Here is a 26,493-nt window from a genome sequence, read left to right as displayed (position 1 = left end):
GGCATGGGCGCGATCATGGGCGGGTGGCGGCGATAGCCTTACTCAGCGCCCGGACCGCTTGCGGTGTGCGCGGACCGAAGCCGAGCAGGAGCAGGCCCGGCTGCCGGAGCACCGAGCCGGTTTGTGCGGCAGGGGTTTGACCGAGGATGGGGTGGGCGAGGATGTCATCCACCGCGCCGCCGTGATCGCCGCCCCGCTCCATCATCAGGATCACCTCGGGCGCGGCCTCCAGCACGGCCTCATCGGCCACCTGCTTGTAGCCCTCGAAGCCGGTGAGCGCGTTTTGCGCACCGGCAAGGGTGATGATGCCCTCTGCGGATGTGCCACGCCCCGCCGCCATCAGCCGCCCGCCCTGCATGGAGAGGAGGAAGAGCACGCGCACCGGCGCATCGCGCTGCGCGGCCCGGGTCGCCTCGGCCAAGTCTGCCTCGACCTGTTGCGCCAGCGCCTCGCCCTTGGCGGGCACGCCGAGTGCGCCGGCGACGACCTCGATCTTGCGCCGGATCGCTGCGCCATCGTAGCCGTCGGGCACCAGAACGAGGGGGATTTGCGCCTCGGCCAGCACATCGAGCGCCTCCTGCGGGCCGCTGTTCTGTTCAGCGAGGATCAGATCGGGCGCGAGAGACAGCACCCCTTCGGCGGAGAGCGCGCGCACGTAGCCCACGTTGGGCAGGGCCTGCGCTTCGGGCGGGAAGGTTGAGGTGCTGTCGCGGGCCACCAGCCTGCCCTGCTCGCCCAGCGCATAGACGATTTCGGTAACAGCGCCGCCGAGGGAGGCCACACGCGCGGGGCCATCCTGCGCGGCGCCGGGCTTGGCCGCTGCGAGAGAGAGGAGCAGCGCGAGGGCGAGCCGCCGCAAGGCGGCAAGCGGGCCGGAAAGCAGGCGCGGGAGCAGGCGGAAATTTCCAGAGGGTTTTATCAGCATGGCGACCTTCCTGCATGGCCGTGGCCTGCATGGTTTTGGATTGGGTCGCTGGCGCCGCTGTGAGCGCGGCAGTGCTGGCATGGGCCTGTGGCCCTGTTGCGATGTTTACTGCGCTTGCGCCGCCACCTCAAGGCCCGCCGCCCCAGGCTTGTGCGGCCTGCTCTGAACCGTCTGCCTGCCAAAGGTACTGGCATCGGCCGAGTAATCCGGATTGCCCCGAGCCCCATTGGAAGCATCTGCCGCGAGACAGTTGTTTTCTTTTGTGCAGGGCGCTTTACGGCCCCAATCCCTTTGAAAGCCCCGCAGCCAGCCGTTACACGGGGGCAAGCATTTTACAGGTGAGGAACGGGCGATGGCCAAGCAGCTACTTTTTTATGATACCCCCGCAGCGGTGAACGCCGCGCGCCACGGCAAGATGAGCGTTGATTTGAAGGGCGATTACGGCTTTGCCCGCGAGGTCAACTCGGTGCCGATCGCCGCCGCCGAGTTTGCCCTTTGCGCCGCCGAATACCCGATTGTCTTTGCTGGGGAGGCCTCTGCGCCTGTGCCCTCCGTTATCCTTGGGCTCGACGGCTCCAAGAATGCCTTTGTCGGGGCGAACGGAAAGTGGCTTGGAACCTACCTGCCTGCCTATATCCGCCGCTACCCTTTTGTGCTTTCGCATCAGGATGATGCTGGCACGCAAACGCTGCATGTGGACGAAGGCTGCGCGGGGCTGAACAGCAAGGGCAAGGGCGAGGCACTCTTTGACGGCGACAAGCCCTCGGAATACTTGCAGAACGTGCTGAAGTTTCAGCAGGATTACCACACCCAGCATCAGCGCACGCAGGCCTATGCCAAGCGGCTGGCCGATTTGGAGCTGCTCAAGCCGATGCAGGCCAATTACACCACGCCCGAAGGCGAAAAGCGCACCTTGCAGGGGTTCTTCACCGTCGACCGGGAGAAGCTGAAGGCGTTGGACGAGGCGGCGGTGATGGAGATGTTCCGCACCGACGAGCTGGAGTGCACCTATCTGCACCTTCAGTCTGCCCGCAACTTTGCGACCTTGGCCGAGCGCGTGGGCAAGGCCGCGGCCAAGGCCTGATACGGGTCAGGGCCGGGCGTAGCGCACGTAGGCGAAGCGGCGGGCATCGGGGGCCCATGACGGCACGTTGAGGCTGCCCTGCCCGCCGTAAAAGGCGCAGAGCCGTTGCGACGTGCCTCCCTCGGCGGGCATGAGCCGCAGTTCGACATCGCGACCAAAGGGATGGCCGTCGGTGCCCGCTGGATAGGCGAGGTAGAGCACATGCTTGCCGTCTGGCGAAGGGTGGGGAAACCAGTCGACGCTCGCGCCGCCTGTCATTTTCTCCGGGGCAGTGCCATCGGCCCGCATTCGCCAGAGGTTCATTTGCCCGCCCCGGTCGGAGTTGAACCAGATGTGTTTGCCGTCGGGCGTGTAGTCTGGCCCGTCATAATGCCCGCCGCCTGCGATCAGCACGGTTTCATCACCGCCTGCGGCAGGGATGGTGGCGATGCCGAAGGTGCCCTCTCGGCGGCAGGTGTAGGCCATGGTTTCGCCATCGGGAGACCAGCCGTGCCACCAGCTTGGGGTGAGCGCAGTGATGCGCGCGGGCGGGCCGCCGGAGGACGGCAACCGGTAGATGCAGGAGGCCTCTGTGCTGCTGCTGTCGGAAATCGCCAGCCAGTGGCCATCGGGCGAGAGGCCGTGGTCGTTGTTGCAGCGGGTGTGCCCGCCGGTGTCGATCTCCACCAGATCCGGCGCGTCGAGGGGCACGCGGTAGAGCCTGCCCTCGGCATTCACGATCAGCGCATCATCGGCCCAGTTGGGGGCTTCGATGTGGCGATCGGTTTCAAGCAGGGTTTCGCTTTTGCCTGTTTCGAGGTCGAAAATCTCCAGCGCGGCGAACATCAGGTGGGGTCGTAGGAGAAGCGGGTGAAATCCGCCGTGCGGCCATGCCCGGTGATGTCGAAACAGACCATGCCGACGAAGGCCCCGGTGAAGGAGCCATGCTCGCCCCGCCCGCCCTCGTCGGAGATCACAGAGGCATCCAGCTCAGGCCCGAAGGGCTGCCAGTTGCCGCCGCCCTGCCGGTAGAGGAACTGTTGCTTGGCGTGATCCACCTCCACCGCAAGCTCCACCGGACCATCAGCCAGAGGCACCGGCGCGGCGGGGAACTGCATGCGCCCATCGGGCCAGTCGCCGGGGCAGGACATGAGCATGAGGCAGCGGCCATGCTCCTCGGTGAAGGAGACGGCGGCGAAGTAGAATTTGTAGCGGTTGTAGTAGGTCGTGAGGCCTGCGGCCTGCTGGTAGGTGGTTGGGTCGAAGGCTTCCAGCGTGGTGGAGGCGCGATACTGCAGGTGCTCCTGCCGCCGGGCGACGAGGCTTTGCTCGAACCAGCTGCCGATGCTCTCGCGCCCGATCAGGCGCAGCGCCTCGCCTGTAAAGGTAAAGATCCGCTCAGGCTCCGGCGTGCGCAACCATTGGAACTCGGGCGGCAGGGTGTTGGTGAACTTGCGCTCGATCGCCTGCGGCGCGCGCTGCTCCACGTCAGACGGCGCGGGCACCTCCAGATGCGCCAGCGTGCCGCCGCCTTCGACATAGAGCCAGTCGTCGCGCCACTCGCATTTTTCGATGCCGGTCTCGCGGCCGAGTGGCGAGAACCGGCCGGGCAGCGGGCGAGAGCAGAGGAAGGTGTGGTAGGTTTCGCCCTGCGGGGTCTCCACGATTTGCCCATGTCCGGTGCGTTGCAGTGGCGCATCGGGGGCATCCTTTGCCGTCAGCAGGTGCGTGTCGGGGTGCAGCTCGTAGGGGCCGAACACCTCGCGGCTGCGGGCCATGGTAACGGCGTGGTTGTAGCCGGTGCCGCCCTCGGCCACGGTGAGGTAATACCATCCGTTGCGCTTGGAGAGGTGCGGGCCTTCGGTGAGGCCGAGCAGGGAGCCCTTGGAGATGACCTTGATCTCGCCCTTCAGCCCCTCCTCGGGGTGCCACTCCTGGCAGAGGATGCCGTCGAAGGCGCTGGTCCTTGGCTTGCCGCCGATGCTCGCGCTGATGTGGTTCCACTGGAGCACCAGCCAGTATTTGCGACCGTCGTCATCGTGAAACAGCGAAGGGTCGAAGCCGTGGCTACTGACATAGGTCGGGTCGCTCCACGGCCCCTCGATGGAAGGCGCGGTGACGATGTAGTTGTGGGCGTCCTTGAAGTTGCCGTCGTAGCGTTTGACGTCGGTATAGACGAGCCAGAACAGGCCGTCGGCGTAGCTGAGGCAGGGGGCCCAGATGCCGCAGGAATCCGGATCACCCCGCATGTCGAGCTGGCTGGCGCGGGAGAGCGGGCGGCAGGCGAGATCCCAGTTCACCAGATCCCTGGAGCGGTGAATCTGGACGCCGGGATACCACTCGAAGGTGGAAGTGGCGATGAAGTACTCATCCCCCACCCGGCAGATCGAGGGGTCGGGGTTGAAGCCGGGGAGGATCGGGTTGCGGATCATCGCTGCGCGGCTCCCTTGGTTTGCTCGGCAGATTGTGCCCAGAGGTTGATGGCCTCTTCGTCGGCGTATTCGTCAATCTCTGCCAGTTCGGCCTCAGTGAATTCGAGGTTGCCCACCGCTCCGACGCAATCGACCACTTGGCTCGGCTTGCTCGCGCCGATCAGTGCGGTGGTAATGCCGCCGCCGCGCAGAACCCATGCGATCGCCATTTGTGCCAGCGTCTGCCCGCGCCGCTCGGCGATGTCGTTCAGCTTGCGGATGTTCTCTATCGCGCGGTCGGAGAGCATTTCGCTGCGCAGCGATTTGCCCTGCGTGGCGCGGCTGCCCTCGGGCACGCCGCCGAGATACTTCTTCGTCAGCATGCCTTGCGCCAGTGGGGTAAAGGCAATGGAGCCGATGCCCAGCTCGGTGAGCGTGTCTTTCAGCCCGTCGCGCTCGACCCAGCGGTTGATCATGTTGTAGCTCGGCTGGTGGATCAGGCAGGGGGTGCCGAGATCTTTCAGGATCGCCACAGCCTCCCGCGTCCGCTCGCTGTTGTAGCTGGAAATCCCGGCGTAGAGCGCGCGGCCCGAGCGTACGATATGGTCGAGCGCGCCCATGGTTTCTTCCAGCGGCGTGTCGGGGTCGAAGCGGTGGGAGTAGAAGATATCGACGTAATCGAGGCCGAGGCGCTTGAGGGATTGGTCGCAACTCGCCACCAGATATTTGCGGCTGCCCCACTCGCCATAGGGGCCGGGCCACATGCCGTAGCCTGCCTTGGAAGAGATGATCAGTTCGTCGCGGTAGGGGGCAAAATCTGTCCGCAGGATCTCGCCAAACGCCGCCTCCGCCGCGCCCGGCCTCGGGCCGTAATTGTTGGCGAGGTCGAAATGGGTGATGCCGTGATCAAACGCTGTTTGGCAGATTTGCCGCTTGGTCTCATGAGGCGCGTCATCGCCGAAGTTGTGCCAGAGGCCGAGCGAGATGGCGGGCAGCTTGAGGCCTGATTTGCCGCAGCGGCGATAGGCCATCCGCTCGTAGCGGTCTTCGGCGGCAGCATAGACGCTCATGCCAGCAGACCCTGTGCCGCATCGGGGCCGAGGGCTTCGGGGCGGGTGCAGGTGGTGGCAATGTCGAGCGCCCTGCCCTCTTCGCCTGCCTTGAGGATGGAAGTCATCACATCCACGACGTGCGTAGCAAAGTCATCCGAGCAGCGGTGCGGGCGGCCTGCGAGGATGGCCTGCGCCATATCGGCCAGCCCGGCGGTGCGGTAGTTGGCCCGCGTGCCCTCGTTGGACTTGCCGAAGGGGTGCTGCCACTCGCCGGAAATGTTGGTGAAGGCGCCTTTTTCCGTCACCCGCACCTCGCCGCCGAAGAAGTTGGGGTCGGGCACATGCAGGGTGCCCTCGGTGCCGTAGAGCTCCATGTTGGAATGGCCGTGCTGCCAGACGTCCCATGAGGCAATGAACGTTACCTGAGCGCCGCTCTCGAATTGCAGGATCGAGTGGATCGTTGTGGGCGTTTCCACCTTGATCTTCTCGCCGTGGCGCGGCTGCGAGGTGATGGTGCGGTATTCATTGGCGCTGGAACTCATCGCCACCACACGCTTCACCGGGCCGAGCAGTTGCACGAGGTTGGACACGTAGTAGGGGCCGATGTCGAGCACCGGGCCGGCTCCGGGCTGGAAGAAGAAATCGGGGTTAGGGTGCCAGCTTTCCATCCCCGGAGACTGCACGAAGCAGGTGCCGGAGGTGATGCGGCCCACGGCCTCGCTATCGACCAGATGGCGCGCAAGCTGGTGGGCGCCGCCGAGGAAGGTATCGGGCGCGGAGCCGACACGCAGGCCCTTTTCGCCCGCGATCTTCTTGAGCGCTTCGCCCTCTTCCAGCGTCAGCACGAAGGGCTTTTCGGAATACACATGCTTGCCCGCTTCCAGCACGCGTTTGGACACGTCAAAATGCGCGTTGGGGACGGTGAGATTGACGATGATGTCCACGTCATCTGCGGCCAACAGCCCTTCGATGCTTTCTGCGCGCAGGCCGAACTCCTCGGCACGTGCCTGGGCGGCCTCTTCGCTCAGGTCGGCGCAGGCGCGCATTTCGATGCCGTTGAACAGGGGGGCGAGGCGCATGTAGGCGGCGGAAATGTTGCCGCAGCCGATGACGCCGATTCCGAGTGTGTCAGCCATGGCTCAGAACCCCTTTACGGCTTCGATGGAGCGGGTGGCGAAGCGTTTGGCGTCATTCGGCTTGTCGTGTTCCATCACGAACAGGTCCACGCCTGCGCCCTTCAGCGCGGCCATGATTGCGGGCCAATCCATTGTGCCGTGGCCCACGTCGGCCCAGCCGTCCTCGTCCTCGTTTTGGCCGGAGGGGGCGATGTCTTTCACATGGGCGGTGGTGATCCGGTCGGCCTGCGCCTCGATCCAGAGCAGCGGCTCGGCCCCGCCGCGCACGACCCAGGCGACATCCATCTCCCACTCGATCTCGGGGGCCATGTCGAGGATCACCTGCATGGGCACGGTGCCCTCCTGAAGGCCCTGAAACTCCCAGTGGTGGTTGTGCCAGCCAAAGCGTAGCCCAGCATCGCGCACCCGCTTGCCGGCCTCGTTCAGCCGGTTGGCGAGGTCTTTCCACTCGGCCATTCCGGCGCCGTTGCGATATTCATCGGTAGGCGCCGGGCAGAAGACGCGCTCCATCCCCAGCACCTTGGCGGCGGCGATGGATTTGTCAAAATCCTCCTCGAAGCTGTCCAGCGGGAAGAAGTGGCCGGAGGGCATGGTGAGCCCGTTTTCGTCGAGCATGGCCTTGAAGGCGTGGGGGTCTGCGTAGACCCCGCCGAAGCCCTCGACCTGTGTGTAGCCAAGCGAGGCGAGCAACTTGAGCGTGTCTTCCATCGGGCCAGCGTCGCGCGAGGAATAGAGTTGATACGAGATATCCATGGTCAGTCCTGTGGGTTCCGGCTCAGAGCCGGGCTTCGGTTGTCTTGTCAAAGAGGTGGCAGCGCTCGGGGGAGAGGCCCAGCGGCAGCGGGTCGCCCGGGGCGATCTCGACCTGCCCGTCGAGCCGCACCCAGACATGCCGCCCGCCCACGTCACAGCGCACCAGCGTGTCGGAGCCGAGCGGCTCCACCAGCTCTACCGTGCTGTCAAAGCGGAAGGGCTTGCTCTCTGCGATCTCGCGGTAGGCCACGTGCTCGGGGCGGATGCCCAGCATCGCCGCCCCGTCGCGCGGGCCGTCTTGCCAGGTGTAACCCTCAAGCGGGATTTCCAGCTCGGCGGAGTGAAAGACCCCGCCGCGCAGCTCGCCGTCGAGGAAGTTCATGGTTGGGGAGCCGATGAATTGGGCCACGTAGAGGTTGGCCGGGCGGTTGTAGATTTCGTTCGGGGTGTCGAGTTGCAGGACCATCCCCGATTTCATGATGGCGATCCGGTCGGCAAGGGTCATCGCCTCGATCTGGTCGTGGGTGACATAGATCATGGTGTTGCCAAGCGTCTGGTGCAGCTGCTTGATCTCGACCCGCAAATCGGCACGCAGCTTGGCGTCGAGGTTGGACAGCGGCTCGTCGAAGAGGAACACATCGACATCGCGCACCAGCGCACGGCCAATCGCCACCCGCTGGCGCTGGCCGCCAGAGAGGGCAGAGGGCTTGCGATCCAGCAGCGGCTCGATCTGGAGCACCTGCGCTGCGCGGTTTACCCGCTCGGTGATCTCGGCCTTGCTCACCCCGGCGTTCTTGAGGCCAAAGCTCAGATTGCCGCGCACCGTCATCTGCGGGTAGAGCGCGTAGCTTTGGAACACCATGCCGATGCCGCGCTTGGAGGGCTCTTCCCAGGTGACGTTTTGCCCGCCGATCCAGATTTGCCCGTCGGTCACATCAAGCAGCCCGGCGATACAGTTGAGCAGGGTGGACTTGCCGCAACCGGAAGAGCCGAGGAGCACGAGAAATTCGCCGTTGACCACTTCAAGGTTGAGGTCTTGCAGCACCTTCACGGCGCCGAACGACAGGTCGAGGTGTTTGATTTCGATTGAGTGTTCCATGCCTCAGCCTTTGACCGCGCCAGCAGCAATGCCGCGCACGAAGAGTTTTCCGGAGATGAAGTAGATGACGAGGGGCACCAGACCGGTGAGAAGGGTTGCCGCCATGTTGACGTTGTATTCCTTCACGCCCTGCACCGAGTTGACGATGTTGTTGAGTTGCACGGTCATCGGGTACAGGTCTGGCTTGGTGTAGACGACGCCGAAGAGGAAGTCGTTCCAGATGCCGGTGACTTGCAGGATCATCGCGACCACGAAGATCGGCAGGCTCATCGGCAACATGATTTGCAGGTAGATCTGCCAGAACCCCGCCCCATCGACCCGCGCGGCCTTGAACAGTTCTTCGGGCAGCGAGGTGAAGTAGTTGCGGAAGAGCAGCGTGAGGATCGGCATGCCGAAGACGGAGTGGACCAGCACCAGCCCGGTGAGCGAGCCGTAGAGGCCGATTTCGCGCAGGATGATGACGATGGGGTAGAGCATGACCTGATAGGGGATGAAGGCCCCGAAGATCAGGATGGTGAAGAAGATATCCGCCCCTTTGAACCGCCAGTTGGCGAGCGCGTAGCCGTTCACCGAGGCGATGAGGATGGAGAGGAACACCGAAGGCACCGTGATGCGCACCGAGTTCCAGAAGCCGCGCGAAAGTCCGTCGCAATTCAAGCCGGTGCAGGCCTCGGCCCAGGCCTTCACCCAGGGCTCGAAGGTGATTTCGACCGGCGGGGCGAAGATGTTGCCGAGGCGAATTTCCGGCATGCCCTTCAGCGAGGTCACCACCATCACCCAGAGCGGCAGCAGGTAGTAGAGCGCCACCACGATCAGCGTGCCGTAGATGAAGATGTTGCGGCGCGAAAAGCGGCGGCGCGGCTTGGGGCCACGGGGGCCGGACAGCGCGGGCGCGGCGGCATCAGCCCCGGCCACGGTGGCGGAGAGGGTTGCGGGGTTAGACACGCTTCTTCCCTCCAAATTCGAGATAGGCCCAGGGGATGATGACCACCAGCACGGCGAGCAGCATCATGGTGGAGGCGGCGAAGCCTTGGCCGAGGTTTTGGCCTTGGAACATGTAGTCGTAGACGTATTTGGCGGGCACATCCGAGGCGATGCCGGGCCCGCCGCCGGTTTGCGCCACGATCAGGTCGTAGAGGCGCACGATGCCCGAGGCGATGATGACGAGGGTGGTGATGAAGACCGGACGCATCATCGGGATGACGATGAAGATATAGGTCTTCCACATCGGGATACCGTCTACCCGCGCGGCCTTCCAGATCTCTTGGTCGATGCCGCGCAGGCCCGCGAGCATCAGGCACATCACGAGGCCGGTGCCCTGCCAGAGCCCGGCGATCAGCACGCCGTAGATGACGATATCCGCGTTATACAGCGGGTCGAAATCGAAGCTCTCCCACCCCATCGCCCGGATCACCGACTGAATGCCGAAGTCTGGGTTCAGCAGCCATTGCCAGACAAGGCCGGTGACGATGAAGGAGAGGGCGAAGGGGTAGAGCAGGATGGTGCGGAAGGTGTTTTCGAACCGGATTTTCTGATCAAGCAATGCTGCCAGCACGAAGCCGATCACCAGCGAGAACACCACCATGCAGGCGCCGTAGATCAGCAGGTTCTCGATGGCCACGTTCCAGCGCTCGGTGCCCCAGAGGCGCTCGTATTGCTGCAAACCCACCCATTTCTCGCGGGGCAGAAGCTTGGAATTGGTGAAGGAATACACCACCGTCCAGATCGTGCCGCCGGTGAATACGACAAGCGCCGTCAGCACCATCGGGATGGCGGCGATCTTGGCGTTGATGTTTCGAAAGAGCCCTAACGGGCGGGCCGAGGCCATAACGCTCCCCTCTCGCGCTGGTCGATTTCAGCCAAGGGGCCGGGCCGCTTGCGCAGCCCGGCCCCGGGTGGACGCGGTATCAGTCCTTGTTCGCCACGATGTCGACAAAGCGGGCCTGAGCGTCGGCGGCGCTGATCGACGGATCCTGGAAGAACTGGACGAAGAGGTCGTTCAGCTGGTTGTTGGTATCTTCGGTGTTCAGCTGGTTCACGTCGGGCATGGTTTTGCCGTCGGCGAGCAGCTGGAGACCTTTCTTCATGCAGTCGTTGGCATTGGCGAGGTCCACATCACCCCGGATCGGCAGCGAGCCTTTCTTGAGGTTGAAGGCCACCTGCGTTTCGGGCTTAAGCAGCGTTGCGGCCAAGGCATCCTGCGCGGCTTCTGTCTCGGCATCGCCGGTTTCGGGGAAGTAGAAGGCATCGCCGCCGGTCGAGAGCACCTCGATCACGCCAAGGCCGGGCAGGCAGGTGTAATCTTCGCCCGCAACCTCACCGGCTACGGCAAACTCACCCTGCGCCCAGTCGCCCATGATCTGGCCGCCTGCGGCATCGGTGATGACAAGGTTGGTCGCCTGGTTCCAGTCTTGCACGTTGGAGCCTTCGACCATGCCGCGCATGTCTTCGGCGGCTTGGAATACGCGCGCGAGCTCTTCACCCGCCGCCATTTCGGCATCGCCCTCGCCGTAGACCTGTTGCAGCACATCCGGCCCGGCCAGCGTGGCCATCAGCACGTTGAAGGCGCCCGACGATTGCCAAGGCTGCCCGCCCAGCGCCATCGGCTGGATACCGGCCTCGCGCAGCGCCGGTGCGGCGGCCACGAACTCGTCCCAGTTGGTTGGCACGTCCACGCCGGCCTTCTCGAAGGCACCGTTGGAGAGCCACAGCCACTGCCAGGAGTGGATGTTGACCGGTGCGCAATAGATCCGGCCATCTACCGTGCAGGAGTCGAGCAGGGAGCTGGGGTTTACGATATCTTTCCAGCCCTCGGCCTCGGCCACGTGGGTCATGTCGCGCAGGAGACCGGCCTCGATCAGCTCTTCGGCCTGCCGGCCGTGGTTGAACTGGAAGGCGCCCATGGGATCGCCGCCGATGATCCGGCTGACCATCACCGGGCGAGCGGTGCCGCCGCCGCCGGCAATCGCGCCGTCGACCCATTTGTGCTCGGTCTGGCCTTCAAACTCGGTGGCAAACTGCTGCACGGCAGCCGCCTCGCCGCCCGAGGTCCACCAATGGGTGACCTCCAGATCGGCAGCAGAAAGAGCGGAACCCGCGCAAAGCGCCGTGCCCGCCATCAGGATGGTGCGAAACGTCATTTTATTCCTCCCTGCGGGCCACGCCTTCCGGCGGCCCATGTCTGTCACGCGCCGTCCTCTTCGGCGCTTGTAATCGTTTACACGTTCAGAGCTTTGCGCCCACGCTTGCATGTAAACGATTACATGGATATTTTCGCCCAGAGCCGCCCTTGTCAAGCGCGGGTTCATCGCTAAACGACTGCGACGCGAGGGATTTAATTCGATGGCTCAAAAAACGGTCAGAATTCGGGATGTTGCACGGGCTGCCGGGGTTTCCACCGCGACGGTGAGCAGGGCGCTGTCGAATCCCGATCTGCTGACCGAAAGCACACGCAAGGCGGTGGAAGATGCGGTGCGAATCACCGGCTACCGGGTGAACCACGCCGCGCGGAACCTGCGGATGCAGCGGGCGGGCGCGGTGCTGGTGCTGGTGCCCAACCTCGGCAACCCCTTTTTCAGCACGATCCTTGCCGCGATCTCAGAGAGTTTTGCGGGCAGCGATACCTCGGTGCTCATTGCCGATACCGCGAGCGGCGAATCCGGCGGGCGGGAACTTGCCGGGTACTTCCTCGACGGGCGGATCGACGGGATGATTTCGCTCGATGGCGGGTTGGCCCGGAGCGATCTTGCCGCCTTTGATGCGGCGGGCGTGGCTGACCGGATCGTCTTTGCCTGCGAATGGGTCGATGGGGCCACCCTGCCCTCTGTGCGATCTGACAATGAAGCGGGTGCGCGGCTGGCGGTGCAGCACCTCTATGATCTTGGCCATCGCGACATTGCCCATGTGACCGGACCGGCGGGCAACGTGCTGACCAAGGCGCGGCGCGCGGGGATGCTGGCCGAGCGCGCGCGGCTTGGCCTGCCCAGCCGGGATGACTGGATCATCCGGGGGGATTTCTCGCTGGCTTCGGGCCGGGAGGCCGCGCAGCGGATCATTGCCATGAGGGAGCGCCCCTCGGCTGTGTTCTGCGCCTCCGATCAGGTGGCCTTTGCGCTGATGTCAACGCTGATGGCGGCGGGCGTGCGGGTGCCTGAGGATATTTCGGTGGTGGGGTTCGATGATATTGATCTCAGCAAGGTCTATACCCCTGCGCTCACCACCATCCGGCAGGACCGGCATGCCCTTGGTGCGCGGGCTGCGCGGCTGCTGCTGGAACGGATCGCAGCCACGAACGACCCGCTTGCAGCCGATGATGGCAGCTGCGTCGAGATGGTTGGCGTTGAACTGGTGGCCCGTCAGAGCACCGCCGCACCGGGAGCCACCTAGGCCCGTTTGCGGGCGTTAGCCCCCTGCCCCCGGCGAGAGCAGTCGGCGTTGCTCTTGCCGCAGGCTGTGAATGTCGAGATCGTCAACGATATCAACATCGTCCAAGCTCACCACCTGATCGCGGCTCACCGAGCGCTTGAGCCTCACATGATGCGCCAGCCCGATGGGCAGGGCGTTGAGCGCGACTGACTCGCGCGCCGGAATGGCCTTGGCCCAAACCTTGAAGCCGCCCTCGCCATCGAGATAGTCGCCCGCCTCAAACGCGCCCTTGGCCGTTGCCACCGCATCGGCCCGAAACAGGCGGGACTCCCCGGTTGGCTCGTGCCGCAGGCAGGCCGACAGCACTGACACCGCCGTTTCCAGCCCGATCAGGTGGAAGGGCCGCCACATTGAGCCATACCAACCGCTCTTGTCGGTCATCAGCCCGTATTGGTTGAAGCACTGGCGGGTGTATTCATTGGGCGCGCGGAAGGTGACGAACATGCCGTATTGGATGTTGTTCAGCACGGTGCGCCCATCGGGCTCGCGAGAGGCGGCGATATCGACGATGCCCTCTTTCTCCAGCTGCCCGCCCTCGCTCACCGGTTTGAATACTTCGGCAAGGTCTTGCAGCCCGGCGGGCGGGAAGGCGAGGCCGTTGACCGGGCAATCCAACCCGGTGGCATTGGCGACCGCCGCCATTTCGATGGCCGCTTTCGTTCCGTCGGTAAAAGAATTGTACATCTTCGGATTGAAGTCGCCCGAGGCCACCTGCTCGGGAGTGAAATCGAAGTAGTCCCAGACGGTATCGGGGGTGGAGTAGCGGTAGGAAGGGCAGAAGTTCATCCCCTTGCCCGCCGCCACCAGCTCGAAGCCGCAGCTTTTGACCCAATCCACCAGCTCGCACATTGCCGCCGGTTGGTCGCCATAGGCCATGGAGTAGACGACCCCTGCCGCGCGGGCCTTTTCAGCAAGCAGCGCACCGACCATCACATCGGCCTCGACGTTGACCATAACCACATGCTTGCCTGCCGCGATTGCCGCCAGCGCGTGGCGGGTGCCCGCAAGCGGGTGGCCGGTGGCCTCGATGATGCATTCGATCTCGTCGCAGGCCATCAGCGCGGCGGCGTCTTCGGTGATCCATGTGTGGCCACTCGCGAGCGCATCTTGTGCCGAGGTGGCCGCGAACTGCTCGCGCGGCCAATGCACCCGCTCGAACGAGCCGCGGGCTTTTTGCACATCGAGATCGGCCACGCCGACCACATGCAGCCCCTCGATGTGCCGGGCCTGCGCGAGGATCATCGAGCCGAATTTTCCGGCCCCGATCAGCCCGACGCGGACCGGCTTTCCTTCAGCGACCCGTGCCGCCAGCTTGCTCGACAGGTTCATGTACGACTCCCTTGTGTTGGCGGCAAACTAGGCGGGCCTGCGCGGGCGTATCTATCAATTTCTCCTATGCTGTGATTAAGCAGGGCTTCACCACAGTTTAAGAATACGTCGTTGTTTGCCGCCGAGCACCCTGCCAGAACCCTCGTTGGAGAACCGGAGCGCAAAGGGAGGAGTGGCCAGTGGAACACGCGGCAGGATCGAACGTGAGCCTTGCGCGCCGGGCCTGGGCCATCCGACGCAATGCGCTGCGGATGGGCGAGGTGCAGGGGCAGGGATATATCGGGCAGGCGCTGGGAGCGGCCGACGTTCTGGCGGTGTCTTACTTTCATGCCATGCGCTATCGGCCCGGCGATCCCGACTGGGAAGGGCGAGATCGCTTTTTTCTCTCCATCGGCCATTACGCCATCGCGCTTTATGCGGCGATGATCGAGGCCGGGATTCTGCCTGAGGATGAGATTGAGACCTACGGGATGGACGACTCGCGCCTGCCGATGAGCGGCATGGCGGCCTATACGCCGGGGATGGAAATTACCGGCGGCTCGCTCGGCCACGGGCTGGGCATTGCAGTGGGCATGGCGCTGGGGCTGAAGCGCAAGAAGAACGGCGCCTTTATTTACAACATGTTGAGTGACGGCGAGCTGGGCGAGGGCTCCACTTGGGAGGCGGTCATGGGGGCCGCTGCGTGGAAGCTGGATAACCTCATCGCCATTGTCGACTTCAACAACCAGCAGGCGGACGGGCCGACGATGGAGGCGCTGGCCACTGGGCCGGGCACCGAGGCCGCCAAGTGGCAGGCCTTTGGCTGGCACGCCGAGGAGGTGGACGGCAACGATATTGACGCCGTTGTGGCGGCGTTTGACCGGGCGCGGCACCTGAAAGAGCCGAGGCCCCGCGCGATTATTTGCAATACCAAGATGTGCAAGGGCGTGCCCTTTCTGGAGGAGCGCGAGATTACCCATTTCGTCCGCGTGGAGCCCGAGGAATGGGCAAAGGCGCTGGCCCATCTGGACGGGGAGAAGCCCGCATGAGTATCGGCCCCAACTCCCGCCGCACGCCCGCGCATATTGCCCGGCCAAAGCCCGCCGAGCGCGGCGCACGCACCTCTGCCATGATCGCCTCGCTGGATGCCGAGGGCCGCGACACCATGGCCGCCCCTTTTGGCCACGCGCTCGTTGATCTGGCCAAGAGCCGGGATGATATCGTTGGCCTTACCGCCGACCTGAGCAAATACACCGACCTGCATGTGTTTGCTGAGGCCTACCCCGACCGGTTCTATCAGATGGGCATGGCCGAGGCGCTGCTGATGTCTGCCGCAGCGGGCATGGCGCGGGAGGGCTTTACCCCCTTTGCGACCACCTACGCCGTCTTCGCCTCGCGCCGCGCCTATGACTTTATCGTCATGGCGATTGCCGAGGAGAACCTGCCGGTGAAGATCGTCTGCGCCCTGCCCGGCCTTACCACTGGCTACGGCCCCAGCCATCAGGCCACTGAAGACCTCGCCATCATGCGCGGGATGCCGAACATGACGGTGCTCGACCCTTGTGATGCGGTGGAAACCGACCAAGCCACCCGTGCGCTGGCCGATTATCCCGGCCCGGCCTACATGCGCCTGCTGCGCGGCAAGGTGCCCAACGTGCTGGGCGAATACGGCTATGAGTTTGAGCTTGGGAAGGCCAAGGAAATAAGGGGCGGCAGTGATGTGCTCTTCGTCTCCTCCGGCTTCATGACGATGCGCTGCCTCGACGCCGCCTCCGCGCTGGAGAAGGACGGGGTGAGCTGCGCCGTGCTGCATTCGCCCACCATCAAGCCGCTGGATGAGGCCACGATTTGCGCCGAGGCCGCCAAGGGCGGGCGGCTGGTGGTGACGGCGGAGAACCACTCCATCACCGGCGGGCTGGGGGAGGCCGTGGCCGGGGCGCTGGCCCGCAACCAAGTGCATGTGCCCTTTCGGCAGGTTGCCCTGCCTGATGAGTTTCTCGACGCCGGGGCGCTGCCTTCGCTTCATGAGCAATACGGGCTATCGGTGCGTAGCATCACCACAAGGGTAAAGGGCTGGCTCAATGACTGACACGAACACTGGCACGGCAATCATCGGCCTCGGAGTCATGGGGCGCGGCATGGCGAAGAACATCCTCGCGGCGGGCATTCCGCTGACGGGGTTCGACATGGCGCAGCCTGCGCTTGACGCGCTGAAAGAGATGGGCGGCACCCCTGCGGCCTCTGCTGCGGAGGCGGCAAACGGGGCTTCGCTACTGATTCTCATGGTGGTCAACGCCGTGCAGGCCCGTACCGCGCTGTTCGAGGCAGGGGCCGCCGAGGCGCTCTCTCCCGGCGCGACCGTCATGCTCTCGTCCACCGTTGCCCCCTCTGCCGCCCGCGCTATCGGCGAAGAGCTGGCCGCAATGGGCCACCACCTGCTTGATGCGCCGGTTTCGGGCGGGCAGGTCGGGGCCGAAGCGGGCACGCTCACCATCATGGCCTCGGGCTCTGCCGCCGCGTTCGCGCGCGCCGAAAAGGTGCTGGAGGCCACCGGTGGCACGCTCCACCGACTTGGCGATGAGCCGGGTATGGGCGCGACCTACAAAGTGGTGCACCAGCTTGCGGCCGGGGTGCATATTGCCGCCGCCGCCGAGTTGATAAGCTTTGGCGCGAAGGCGGGCTGTGACCCGGAGAAGCTGCATGAGATCGTCATGGCCTCTGCCGGCGCGAGCTGGATGCTCGGCAATCGCGGCCCGCGAATGATGGAGGCCGACCCGGAAGTGACCTCCACCGTCGATATCTTCATCAAGGATCTCGGGCTGGTGGAAGAAACCGCCAAGGAGGCCGAGGCGCCCGTGCCCCTCGCCGCCCTCTCGCTGCAACTCTTCTCCGCCGCCCGCGCCCTTGGCCACGGCAAGGCGGATGATGCGCTTGTTATCCGCGCCTATGAGGCGCTCACCGGAAAACCCGTTCACGAAAGCTAAACGCCAATGCCCGATCTTCTCACCGGAAAAACTGCCATCATCACCGGCGCCGCCTCTCCACGCGGCCTTGGCAAGGCCACCGCGCGGCTCTTTGCCGAGCATGGCTGTCGCGTGGCCGTGTTGGACCTTGATGCCGATGCGGCTGCGGGTGCGGCGGCGGACCTGCCCGGCGAGGGCCACATCGGGCTGGCCTGCAATGTGACCGACAAGGAGGCCTGCGAGGCAGCCTTTGCGGCGGTGCTGGAGGGTTTCGGCGCGGTGGATATCTTGGTGAACAACGCCGGGATCACCCAGCCGCTGAAGTTCATGGAGATCGCACCCGAGAATTACGACGCGGTGCTGGATGTGAACCTGCGCGGCACGCTTTATATGAGCCAGGCCGCGCTGCCGCATATGCGAGGGCGCAAAGGCGGCTCGATCATCAACATGTCGTCCGTCTCCGCTCAGCGCGGCGGCGGCATCTTTGGTGGGCCGCATTATTCGGCGGCCAAGGCTGGGATACTGGGGCTGACCAAGGCAATGGCCCGCGAGGCCGCGCCCGACAATGTGCGGGCCAATGCCATTTGCCCCGGCTTCATTTCGACCGACATCACGGCGGGCAAGCTGACCAACGAGATGAAGGCCATGGTGCTTGACGGTATCCCGATGGGCCGCGCCGGGGAGGCCTCTGACGTGGCGGGCTGCGCGCTGTTCCTTGCCTCGGACCTTGCGGCCTATGTCACTGGCTCGGAGGTGGATGTGAACGGCGGTTCGCTGATTCACTGAAGGTTGCTTGGGGCGCGGGCTCATCCACGGGCTCGCCCGTCTCTTCGCCCCTGCGAAGACGCCTCGAAGGGCGGATGAGCAGCTCCCCTACCCCGCCAGTTCCGCTGCGCTCTCGAAGCTTTCCACCGTCAAACTATGCCGCGCCACGATTTCCTCGACCTCGCGCCCATGCCGCTCGGCCTCTTCCGAGATCCATCCAAGGAAGATCTGCACCGCTTTTCGGTTTAGATAGCGGCTCGGGCAGATCGCCCAATGCGCCGGAAACCGCAGCACCGGCAGATCGGGCATGACCGGCACCAGCCGCCCCTCCGCCACCTCGGCACTCGCCACGGCCAGCGACTCCAGCACAATGCCCATACCGTCCAGCGCAAGTTGTAGGGCCATGGACGAGCGGTCCATCAGCAGGCTCTTTCGGTTGGCGGGGGTTTCGATGCCATTGCGCAGCAACCACGTGTCCCATTGGCAGAGGTTGCGGGCGGAATCGATGAACCGGCCCGTCTCCAGCGGGTTGCCCCCCAGCGCGGCCAGATAGGCCGGCGTTGCCAGCGGCAGAATGTGATCGTCCACCACCGGCTCCACATGCATGCCACCCCAGTTGCCGGTGCCGTAGCGAATGTCGAGGTCCATGATTTCGCGGTCAAAATCGGTGGGGTCGGGCGCGGCGTCCACGCGCAACTCCCACTCCGGGTGCTTTTCGACGAAGCGCGACAGCCGGGGCCCGAGCCAGAGCACGCCGAAGCTGGGCGCCACGCGCAGGTTCAAGCGCCGGGTCTCGCGCGAGCGCCCGAGGTTTTGCCGCGCATCCTTCAGCATCCGCAGCGCGGTGCCCGCCGATTGGTAAAGCTGCTCGCCCTCCAGCGTCAGCGACAGCTGCCGCCCGTCGCGGCGAAACAGCTTTACGCCGAGCTGCTGCTCCAAGAGCTTGATCTGCTGGCTGACGGCGGAGGGGGACACCGAAAGCTCTTCGGCAGCGCGGGAGAGCGTGCCCCGCCGCGCCACCGACTCGAAATAGAGGATGGCATTCAGGTTTTCCGTTCGTGCCATCCCTGTTTCCTTACTCTGCCGCCACGGTCTCCTGCCGCTGGCGGCCAAGGCCCTCCACCTCGATCTCCATCACGTCGCCGGGCTTGAGGAAGCGCTGCGGCTTCATGCCCATGCCCACGCCCGAGGGCGTGCCGGTGGCGATGATGTCACCGGGCTGGAGCTTCATGAAACGGCTCATGTAGCTGATGATTTGGGCCACGGTGAAGATCATGTCATCGGTGTTGGAATCCTGCACCGTCTCGCCGTTGAGGTCGAGCGAAACGCGCAGCTTTTGCGGGTCTGCCACCTCGTCGGCGGTAACGAGGTAAGGGCCGGTCGGGCCGAAGGTGGGGGCGGATTTGCCCTTGATCCATTGGCCGCCCTTCTCGATCTGGAATTCGCGCTCGGACACATCGTTGATGGTGCAATATCCGGCCACGTAGCTCAGAGCATCGGCCTCGGAGACATAGAGGGCCTCTTTGCCGATCACGACGCCAAGCTCGACCTCCCAGTCGCTTTTGGCGGAGTCGCGCGGAATGACGACCGTGTCGAAGGGGCCGCTCAAGGCGCTGCTCGCCTTCGAAAAGATGATCGGCTCCTTGGGCGGCTCCGCGCCGGTCTCTTCGGCGTGTTTGGTGTAGTTCAGGCCGATGCAGAAGAAGTTGGGCACCGAGGCCACGCAGCTGCCGATCCGGCCGGGCTCTTCGACCACCGGAAGGCTTGCCACGTCGAGCGCGCGGATCGCATCGAGCGCTTCGAGTGAAACGCCCTCGCCCGCAAGCTCGCCGACCTTGCCGGACAGGTCGCGGACCTTGCCTTCACCGTCGAGAATGCCGGGCTTTTCCGCGCCTGCGGGGCCAAAACGCAAGAGTTTCATAAAGTCTCATTTCCTTTGTTGAGTGTTCACTGTCCGGGGCCGTCACTTGACGTTAGGAGTGGGCTCCGGGGCATTTGCAGGTGCGCCGGGCTGCAACTCGCCGACGCGGGTGTTGGTATCGAAATGTCGGCGGATCTGGCGACGCAGCGCATCGAGGTGGGCCGAAATGGTGACTTTGACCTTGCGCTTGTCACGGTCGCGCAGGCCCTGAATGATGCCGTTGTGCTCGTCGAACACACGTTGCTGGCTGCGCCCGATCCGGCTGCCCAAAAACCGCGCGCGCCAGAGCTTGGCAAGATAGGTACCGTGGGTTTCTGCCAGAGCCGGGTTGCCGGAGGCGCGGACGATGGCACTGTGAAACTCCATGTCGATTTCGAACAGGTCGATCTCGTCGGTGGTTGGGGCGAGTTCCTCCATCCGGGCCTGCACGGCGGCGGCGGCATCTATTTCGGCCTCGGTCGCATGCGCCACGGCAAGCTCGCCGGAGAGCAGCTCTAACGCCTTCAGCACCTCTAGATTGTCCACGACCTCTTTCCATGTCGGGTCGGCCACGATGGGGCTGCGCGAGGGGCGCAGCTCGACCAGACCTTCCAGCGACAGAATGCGAATCGCCTCGCGCATCGGCGTGCGGCTCACGCCCAGTTCTGCGGCGTTGTCGCGCTCCTTTATGGAAGCACCCGGACGCAGCGCGCCCCTCAGTATTTCACGCCGCAGACGCTTCGCGATCTGCTCCGGTAGCAGTTTATCCGCCATATTCCGCCTCTTCCCCGCGATTCCCTCCACGGCACGGGCAGAACTTGGGCAAACGCCGAATGTTCAACCATCAAAAAGTGCCTCTCCGGAAAATTTGGTATACCAAAAGTCGTTGATTGTCGACCACGCTTCGGCTAGCGTCCCGCTCCAGATGGTATGCCATCTTTCGCCGCGCGTTGGAGGACGCGCCGTATGAAAAGCGGTTCATCCCGGGGAGGGAAAGGGCCGCGCAGGGAGGATAACTCTATGAAACTTTCGACCGTTTTCACGACGGCCACTGCTGCTGCCCTTATGGCAGGTGCCGTGTCCGCGGAGCCGATCACGCTTCGGATTCAGACCCACTACGCCACCGAGCACCCCACCGGGCAGGCGCTGGCCACCTGGATTGATGATGTTCAGACCATGTCAGGCGGTGATATCACCGTCGAGATGTTCTACTCTTCGTCCGTGGTTGCCACGACCGAGACCTTCGACGCCGCCATCAACGGCATCGTCGATTGCGACGCCACCGGCGGTGCCTACCAGACCGGCAAGAACCCGGCGTTCCAGTTCGTCGGCGACATCATGGGCGGCTACGACACCCCGTGGCAGCAGTATTCCTGGCTCTACTACGGTGACGGCTACGCCGCTGCGCAGGAGCTCTACAACGCCCAGGGCATGCAGCTTATCGGTTGGTCGATCTACGGCCAGGAGAGCCTTTCGTCTTCCAAGCCCATCGCTGGCTTCGAAGACCTGAAAGGCTGGAAGTTCCGTTCGCCCCCGGGCATGGAAACCGAGATCTTCGAAAAGCTCGGCGCCTCGCCGATCGTGATGGACTTCACCGAGATCTTCACCGCGCTGGAAACCGGCATCATCGACGGTGCTGACGCCTCGGGCCTGGCCAACAATGTGGGCCTCGGCCTCTACGACATCGTGAAGCACGCCACCTACCCGGGCTTCCACTCCATGCCCTCTGACCACCTTGCCTGTAACAAGGACGTCTGGGACGGCATGACCGAGCAGCAGCGCCGGATCATCGACACGGCATGGCAGAAGCTCAGCTTCCAGATCGCCCTCTCCAACGAGAAGGCCAACGCCGAAGCTGCTGCGATGCTCACCGAGCAAGGTGTGACCCTTCACGCATGGTCCGAGGAAGACCGCGCCGAGTTCCGCAAGGCCGCTCAGGCTGCATGGGACGACTGGGGCACCCGTTCGCCCGAGGCTGCTGCCCTGCTGGAAAGCCACAAGGCCTACCTCTCGCAGCTCGGTCTGATCAGCGAGTAATCGCTTGATCCGGGCGCGCTGCGAGGTGCGCCCGGACACACCGATGAGCCCCGCCCGCCGGGGCTCATCGCACCTTCGCAGCACAAGCGCTGCACCTGAAACATGACCGCTTGGGGAGGCGCGCCGTGTCGGAAATTCTCGAAAAAGAAAGTGTTTGGCTCGGATCGCTCCGAGGCCCGGTGCGGATGGCCGCGATTGGTTTTACCGCCGTGGCCCTGCTGATCTGGCTTTGGCTGGTGGTCAACAACCTGATCTCCGAAGATGCCTATGGCATGCACGAAATGATCCGCCCGGCCGGCAAGCCGATTGTCTGGGCGATGCTTGGCAGCCTACTTGGCGCCATTCTCTTCGGGTCGATCTACCTTTCGGACTTCATTGGCGCGATCGAAGACAAGCCCGGCGGGTTTTTCGACATTCTGTCGCTTGTGACCTCGCGAATGGCGATGATCATGATCGCGCTGATCGTTATCGTCATGTTCTACGAGGTGGTCTCGCGTTACGTCTTCTCGCGGCCGACGCTTTGGGCCAACGAGCTTTCGCTCTGGATCGCGGGCGTGGTCTTTCTGTTTGCCGGGCAATACGCCATGCAGCAGCGCAGCCACATCCGCATCTACGTGATCTACGACATCATGCCCCGCTGGGCGCAGAAGACCGCCGATTGCGTGTCGGTCGGCCTCATCCTCGGCTTCACCTTCGCCCTCGTCTGGGGCGGCTACGGCGATGCCAAGACCCGCCTGCTGCGGATGGAGACCTTCGGCACCGCGTGGGATCCGCCCATTCCGGGCACCATGAAGGCCGCCATTCTGTTCATCATCTGTCTCGTCGCCGTTCAGGCCGTGTCCAACCTCATCGCGGATTGGAACAAGGCCCCCGAGCACCACACCGACGAGCTTGACGAGCAAGAAATCGAAAACATTCGCAAGACGCTGGAGGACTGATCCATGGTCGATATCGGCACCCTCAGCCTGCTCGTCCTTGCAGGCATGTTCATCCTGCTTGCCATCGGCATGCCCCTTGGCTTTGCCTCCGCCTTCCTTGCGGTGGTGACGCTGATCCTCAAGTTTGACGTCGACATCCTGTTCCGCACCTTCGGCAAGGGCCCCTTCTCGGTGCTCGGGCAGGCGGTGTATCGACAGATGACGAACTACGTTCTGATCTCGATACCCCTGTTCATATTCATGGCCGCCCTGCTGGAACGAACGGGCATTGCCAAGGACATGTACAACTCGCTGAACGTCTGGCTGAGCCGGATGCGCGGCGGCATTGCCATCGTCACATCGATCATGGCCGTGATCATGGCGGCAATGTCGGGGATCATTGGCGGCGAAGTGGTGCTGCTGGGCCTCATTGCCCTGCCGCAGATGCTCCGCTTGGGCTATAATCAGAACCTCGCCATCGGCACGATCTGTGCAAGCGGCAGCCTTGGCACCATGATCCCGCCGTCCATCGTGCTGATCTTTTACGGTCTGGTAACGGAAACCTCGATCAAGGCGCTCTTCACCGCGTCCTTCCTACCTGGCTTCATGCTGGCCAGTTTCTTCATCGTCTACATCCTGATCCGCACCAACCTGAACCCCTCGCTGGCCCCGCTTCCGCCGGAGGAAGAAGGCGCAGTGGTGGGCAAGGAAAAGGGCCTTCGCTTCCTCGGCTTCCTCGCCTACTTCGGCCTCTGGATCACCGGCGTGCTCTTCCTGCGCGCGGCATTCTTCTGGGCCACCGGCGAGGGCTACGTGATCGAGGGGATCGACCCGATTGCGCTCGGCATGGTCTATCATATGCCCTGGCTCGCGGGTGCCTTCGCGCTGTGCCTTGCGGCGGTGTTCCTTGTAGGCCGCGAGCAGACCCGCGAGGGCTGGGAAATGGGCAAGGGCCTCGTTGCGCCGATCATCGTTATCGGCGTGGTGCTCGGCTCGATCTACATGGGTATCACCGGCATCACCGAAGCGGCGGGCATGGGCGTGGTGGCAGTGTTCACCATCTCGGTTCTGCGCCGTGAGATGAGCTTTGATATCGTCTGGGACAGCCTGATGCGCACGCTCAAATCCACCGGCACGATCATCTGGGTGACCATCGGCGCGGCCGCACTTGCTGCGGCCTACACGCTCGCGGGCGGGCCAACCTATGTGGCCAACCTGATCGTTGCTGCCGAACTGCCCACCATGGGTGTGATCCTGGCAATGATGCTGATCTTCCTCATCATGGGGATGTTCATGGATTGGGTCGGCATCGTGTTGCTGATCATGCCGGTGTTCCTGCCGATCGTGCTGAAGCTGCCGGTTGAGGATATCGGCATCTTCGGCGAGCTGAACCCGCGCCACGTGGCGATCTGGTTTGGTGTGGTGTTCTGTATGAACATGCAGGTCAGCTTCCTTTCGCCACCCTTCGGCCCTGCGGCCTTCTACCTGAAGTCCGTGGCTCCGCCGCACATCACCCTCACGGCGATCTTCCGTGGCTTCTTGCCCTTCATCTGCCTCCAGCTGCTGGCCCTCTCGGTGCTGCTGATTTGGCCGCCGATTGTCTCGGTGTTCCTCTGAGGCATTGATATCCGCCGGGGCGGCATAGCCTCGCCCCGGCGCTTCCATTTTTCAGGCCGCAAGGAGCTTGCAATTCCATGGCCCAGATCGACCGCCTTCAGGCCGACCACTACATCATCCCACTGCCGCAGGTGCTCGAAGACTCGATGCACGGCGCGATGGAGAATTTCGAGGTTATCACCGCCCGCGTCACCGACTCTGACGGCGCGGAGGGCGTGGGCTACACCTATACCTGCGGCGTGAACGGCGGCGCGATTGCCGATATTCTCACCCGCGAGATGGCCCCGCGGGTGGCGGGCCGCGACGCCGACCTGATTGAAGCGATCTGGAAAGATCTCTGGTGGGCCTGCCACTACGGCGGGCGCGGCGGCCCGACTGTTATGGCACTTTCGGCGCTCGACATTGCGCTGTGGGATTTGAAGGCCAAGCGCGCCGCTCTGCCGCTCTGGCGGCTTCTTGGTGGATATGACGCACGTGTGCCCTGTTATATGGGCGGGGTCGATCTGCACCTGTCGCCGGAAGAGCTGGTGGAGCAGACTCACCGCAACTTCGAGGCCGGGCACCGCCACATCAAGATCAAATGCGGCCGCGATGCGCTGCGCGAGGACGTGGCTCGGATGGCGGGGATGCGAGAGGCCTTTGGCCCGGATATGCCGCTGATGACCGACGCCAACATGAAGTTCACCGTCGATGGTGCCATTCGCGCCGCTCGCGCCTTTCGCGAGTTTGACCTGACGTGGTTTGAAGAGCCTATCCCGCCAGACGATCCGGCGGGGCACGCCCGCATTCTCTCCGAAGGGGGCATCCCGCTGGCCACCGGGGAAAACCTGCGCACGCTCTGGGAGTTCAAGACGCTGATCGACAGCAAGGGCGTTAGCTACCCTGAGCCTGACGTCACCGGCTGCGGCGGTGTGACCGGCTTCATGAAAATCGCCGCGCTGGCCGAGGCCCACCATCTGCCCGTCACCAGCCACGGCGCCCATGACGTCACAGTTCACCTGCTCGCCGCCTGCCCCAACCGGAGCTTCATGGAGACCCACAGCTTTGGGCTGAACGACTACATCGAAACCCCGCTGACCGTGGTGGAAGGCCATGTCACCGCGCCCGAGAACCCGGGCCACGGCATGGCGTTCGACTGGGACAAACTGGACGCCTGCCGCGCCTGAGGAGAAGCCAGAATGCTCACCCAAGCCCAGATTGAAACCTTCAACACCGAAGGCGTGCTCGTTGTTGAAGACGTGCTCCCCGTCCCCGTGCTGGAGGGTGTGAAGGCCGAATACACCGCCCTGCTCGACCGGCTCTACGAGGGCTGGCACGCCGAGGGCCGGGTGCCCGCGTCGGAGGGCATGGACTTTTGGCAGAAGCTGCTGGTGAGCTACGAGGCGGGGTGCGAGTGGTTTCAGCCGATGGATATTACCCTGCCCGGCGGCGCGTTTACCGCCGACACGCCGATGCATCAGGGCCCCGCGGTTTTCGAGATGCTCCGCTGCGAGCGGTTGCTGGATATGGTGGAGTCGCTGATCGGGCCCGAGATCACCTCCAACCCAATCCAGCACGTCCGCCTCAAGCCACCCTCACGCACCCTGCGCGCGGGCGAAACCACCGCGCATATTCAGGCCACCGACTGGCATCAGGATCGCGCCGTGGCCCATGCCGAGGGCGACAACACGCAGATGGTGACCGTGTGGCTGGCGATTTCCGATGCCACGCTGGAGAATGGCTGCCTTCAGGTGGTGCCCGGCAAGCCGCAAATGTATCCGCATTGCCCGCAAAAGCAGACCTCCATCGCCCCCGGCCTGCTGGACGAGAGCAAGGCCCGCCCCCTGCCGGTAAAGGCGGGCGGCGCGGTGATCTTTCATCCGCTGACGCCCCATGCCTCGCTGGATAACGTGGCCGATGATTTTCGCTGGTCCTTTGACATCCGCTACAATGTTACCGGCCAGCCCACCGGGCGCGCCCACTTCCCCGATTTTGTTGCCCGCTCTCGGGCCAAGCCGGAAAGCGAGTTGAAGGACTGGCGCATCTGGAAGCAGATGTGGGAAGACACCCGCACGCGCCTCGCGCCCGAGCCGCATATCCCGATTCACCGATGGGACGGCAACGCCCCCGTCTGCGCCTGATC

General features: G+C 64.1%; 25 protein-coding genes. 11 read left to right on the top strand and 14 right to left on the bottom strand.

Annotated elements, in window-relative coordinates; all coding sequences use genetic code 11:
* Positions 1 to 13 precede the first annotated feature (13 nt).
* Entirely contained in the window at positions 14 to 925 is a 912-nt protein-coding gene (locus tag ACXAG6_RS06525) for a heme/hemin ABC transporter substrate-binding protein (protein ID WP_475336225.1), read from the bottom strand.
* 352 nt (positions 926 to 1,277) lie between these two features.
* Here ACXAG6_RS06525 and ACXAG6_RS06520 point away from each other — a divergent pair, with 352 nt between their 5' ends.
* Entirely contained in the window at positions 1,278 to 2,009 is a 732-nt protein-coding gene (locus ACXAG6_RS06520) for a SapC family protein (RefSeq protein ID WP_475336223.1), read from the top strand.
* 6 nt (positions 2,010 to 2,015) lie between these two features.
* On the opposite strand, the gene ACXAG6_RS06515 is transcribed toward ACXAG6_RS06520, so the two are convergent.
* The 9 genes from ACXAG6_RS06515 to ACXAG6_RS06475 form a co-directional block, all read right to left on the bottom strand.
* The gene (locus ACXAG6_RS06515; RefSeq protein ID WP_475336220.1) at positions 2,016 to 2,834 is read right to left on the bottom strand and encodes a TolB family protein; all 819 of its coding nucleotides are present in this window, start codon (positions 2,832 to 2,834) and stop codon (positions 2,016 to 2,018) included.
* Positions 2,834 to 4,420, bottom strand: coding sequence for a glycoside hydrolase family 43 protein (locus ACXAG6_RS06510; RefSeq protein ID WP_475336218.1), 1,587 nt, complete (start codon positions 4,418 to 4,420; stop codon positions 2,834 to 2,836). Before ACXAG6_RS06510 ends, ACXAG6_RS06515 begins: the two co-directional genes overlap by 1 nt.
* Entirely contained in the window at positions 4,417 to 5,469 is a 1,053-nt protein-coding gene (gene mgrA / locus ACXAG6_RS06505; protein ID WP_475336215.1) for an L-glyceraldehyde 3-phosphate reductase, read from the bottom strand. Before mgrA ends, ACXAG6_RS06510 begins: the two co-directional genes overlap by 4 nt.
* Positions 5,466 to 6,587 (bottom strand): Gfo/Idh/MocA family protein, encoded by a 1,122-nt coding sequence (locus ACXAG6_RS06500; RefSeq protein WP_475336213.1) that lies wholly within the window; start codon positions 6,585 to 6,587, stop codon positions 5,466 to 5,468. Before ACXAG6_RS06500 ends, mgrA begins: the two co-directional genes overlap by 4 nt.
* A gap of 3 nt (positions 6,588 to 6,590) precedes the next feature.
* Positions 6,591 to 7,340: a sugar phosphate isomerase/epimerase family protein gene (locus ACXAG6_RS06495; RefSeq protein WP_475336211.1), complete on the bottom strand. Its 750-nt coding sequence runs from the start codon at positions 7,338 to 7,340 to the stop codon at positions 6,591 to 6,593.
* A 22-nt stretch (positions 7,341 to 7,362) separates the two neighbouring features.
* A complete protein-coding gene (locus tag ACXAG6_RS06490; RefSeq protein WP_475336209.1) occupies positions 7,363 to 8,439 on the bottom strand; it encodes an ABC transporter ATP-binding protein in 1,077 nt (358 codons plus the stop codon).
* A 3-nt stretch (positions 8,440 to 8,442) separates the two neighbouring features.
* Positions 8,443 to 9,384, bottom strand: a complete 942-nt coding sequence (locus ACXAG6_RS06485) for a carbohydrate ABC transporter permease (protein WP_475336207.1) — start codon at positions 9,382 to 9,384, stop codon at positions 8,443 to 8,445.
* Positions 9,377 to 10,267 carry a carbohydrate ABC transporter permease gene (locus ACXAG6_RS06480; protein WP_140013191.1) on the bottom strand — a complete coding sequence of 297 codons (891 nt, stop codon included), beginning with the start codon at positions 10,265 to 10,267 and terminating at the stop codon, positions 9,377 to 9,379. The genes ACXAG6_RS06485 and ACXAG6_RS06480 overlap by 8 nt, the downstream gene beginning before the upstream one ends.
* Before the next feature lie 79 nt (positions 10,268 to 10,346).
* Complete coding sequence (locus ACXAG6_RS06475; RefSeq protein ID WP_475336204.1) at positions 10,347 to 11,579, bottom strand: ABC transporter substrate-binding protein; 1,233 nt, start codon at positions 11,577 to 11,579, stop codon at positions 10,347 to 10,349.
* 202 nt (positions 11,580 to 11,781) lie between these two features.
* On the opposite strand from ACXAG6_RS06475, the gene ACXAG6_RS06470 reads away from it, so the two are divergent.
* A complete protein-coding gene (locus ACXAG6_RS06470) occupies positions 11,782 to 12,825 on the top strand; it encodes a LacI family DNA-binding transcriptional regulator (protein WP_475336202.1) in 1,044 nt (347 codons plus the stop codon).
* 15 nt (positions 12,826 to 12,840) lie between these two features.
* Here ACXAG6_RS06470 and ACXAG6_RS06465 read toward each other — a convergent pair whose 3' ends face one another.
* Positions 12,841 to 14,193, bottom strand: coding sequence for an NAD(P)H-dependent oxidoreductase (locus ACXAG6_RS06465; protein WP_475336199.1), 1,353 nt, complete (start codon positions 14,191 to 14,193; stop codon positions 12,841 to 12,843).
* 179 nt (positions 14,194 to 14,372) lie between these two features.
* Here ACXAG6_RS06465 and ACXAG6_RS06460 point away from each other — a divergent pair, with 179 nt between their 5' ends.
* The 4 genes from ACXAG6_RS06460 to ACXAG6_RS06445 are packed head-to-tail and all read left to right on the top strand — an operon-like array spanning position 14,373 to position 17,921.
* A complete protein-coding gene (locus ACXAG6_RS06460; RefSeq protein ID WP_475336197.1) occupies positions 14,373 to 15,221 on the top strand; it encodes a transketolase in 849 nt (282 codons plus the stop codon).
* The gene (locus ACXAG6_RS06455) at positions 15,218 to 16,261 is read left to right on the top strand and encodes a transketolase family protein (protein ID WP_475336195.1); all 1,044 of its coding nucleotides are present in this window, start codon (positions 15,218 to 15,220) and stop codon (positions 16,259 to 16,261) included. The genes ACXAG6_RS06460 and ACXAG6_RS06455 overlap by 4 nt, the downstream gene beginning before the upstream one ends.
* Complete coding sequence (locus ACXAG6_RS06450) at positions 16,254 to 17,156, top strand: NAD(P)-dependent oxidoreductase (RefSeq protein WP_475336192.1); 903 nt, start codon at positions 16,254 to 16,256, stop codon at positions 17,154 to 17,156. The genes ACXAG6_RS06455 and ACXAG6_RS06450 overlap by 8 nt, the downstream gene beginning before the upstream one ends.
* A gap of 6 nt (positions 17,157 to 17,162) precedes the next feature.
* Positions 17,163 to 17,921, top strand: a complete 759-nt coding sequence (locus tag ACXAG6_RS06445) for an SDR family NAD(P)-dependent oxidoreductase (protein ID WP_475336190.1) — start codon at positions 17,163 to 17,165, stop codon at positions 17,919 to 17,921.
* An 87-nt stretch (positions 17,922 to 18,008) separates the two neighbouring features.
* On the opposite strand, the gene ACXAG6_RS06440 is transcribed toward ACXAG6_RS06445, so the two are convergent.
* From ACXAG6_RS06440 to ACXAG6_RS06430, 3 genes are read right to left on the bottom strand one after another with little or no spacing between them, the layout of a single operon-like run.
* The gene (locus tag ACXAG6_RS06440) at positions 18,009 to 18,965 is read right to left on the bottom strand and encodes a LysR substrate-binding domain-containing protein (RefSeq protein WP_475336187.1); all 957 of its coding nucleotides are present in this window, start codon (positions 18,963 to 18,965) and stop codon (positions 18,009 to 18,011) included.
* Positions 18,966 to 18,975: 10 nt separating this feature from the next.
* Entirely contained in the window at positions 18,976 to 19,821 is an 846-nt protein-coding gene (locus ACXAG6_RS06435; RefSeq protein ID WP_475336185.1) for a fumarylacetoacetate hydrolase family protein, read from the bottom strand.
* A 42-nt stretch (positions 19,822 to 19,863) separates the two neighbouring features.
* The gene (locus tag ACXAG6_RS06430; RefSeq protein ID WP_475336183.1) at positions 19,864 to 20,574 is read right to left on the bottom strand and encodes a GntR family transcriptional regulator; all 711 of its coding nucleotides are present in this window, start codon (positions 20,572 to 20,574) and stop codon (positions 19,864 to 19,866) included.
* A gap of 246 nt (positions 20,575 to 20,820) precedes the next feature.
* Here ACXAG6_RS06430 and ACXAG6_RS06425 point away from each other — a divergent pair, with 246 nt between their 5' ends.
* The 5 genes from ACXAG6_RS06425 (at position 20,821) to ACXAG6_RS06405 (ending at position 26,491) form a co-directional block, all read left to right on the top strand.
* Positions 20,821 to 21,837 carry a TRAP transporter substrate-binding protein gene (locus ACXAG6_RS06425; RefSeq protein ID WP_475336178.1) on the top strand — a complete coding sequence of 339 codons (1,017 nt, stop codon included), beginning with the start codon at positions 20,821 to 20,823 and terminating at the stop codon, positions 21,835 to 21,837.
* A gap of 125 nt (positions 21,838 to 21,962) precedes the next feature.
* On the top strand, positions 21,963 to 22,775 hold the full coding sequence (locus ACXAG6_RS06420; RefSeq protein WP_475336176.1) for a TRAP transporter small permease subunit: 813 nt from the start codon (positions 21,963 to 21,965) through the stop codon (positions 22,773 to 22,775).
* 3 nt (positions 22,776 to 22,778) lie between these two features.
* On the top strand, positions 22,779 to 24,371 hold the full coding sequence (locus ACXAG6_RS06415; RefSeq protein ID WP_475336173.1) for a TRAP transporter large permease: 1,593 nt from the start codon (positions 22,779 to 22,781) through the stop codon (positions 24,369 to 24,371).
* 77 nt (positions 24,372 to 24,448) lie between these two features.
* Positions 24,449 to 25,537, top strand: a complete 1,089-nt coding sequence (locus ACXAG6_RS06410) for a mandelate racemase/muconate lactonizing enzyme family protein (protein WP_475336171.1) — start codon at positions 24,449 to 24,451, stop codon at positions 25,535 to 25,537.
* A gap of 12 nt (positions 25,538 to 25,549) precedes the next feature.
* Positions 25,550 to 26,491: a phytanoyl-CoA dioxygenase family protein gene (locus tag ACXAG6_RS06405; protein ID WP_475336169.1), complete on the top strand. Its 942-nt coding sequence runs from the start codon at positions 25,550 to 25,552 to the stop codon at positions 26,489 to 26,491.
* The last annotated feature ends 2 nt before the right edge of the window (positions 26,492 to 26,493 follow it).

The sequence above is a fragment of the Vannielia sp. ABF1_015 genome (assembly GCF_056160745.1).
This window is presented reverse-complemented; position numbering and strand designations above follow the sequence as displayed.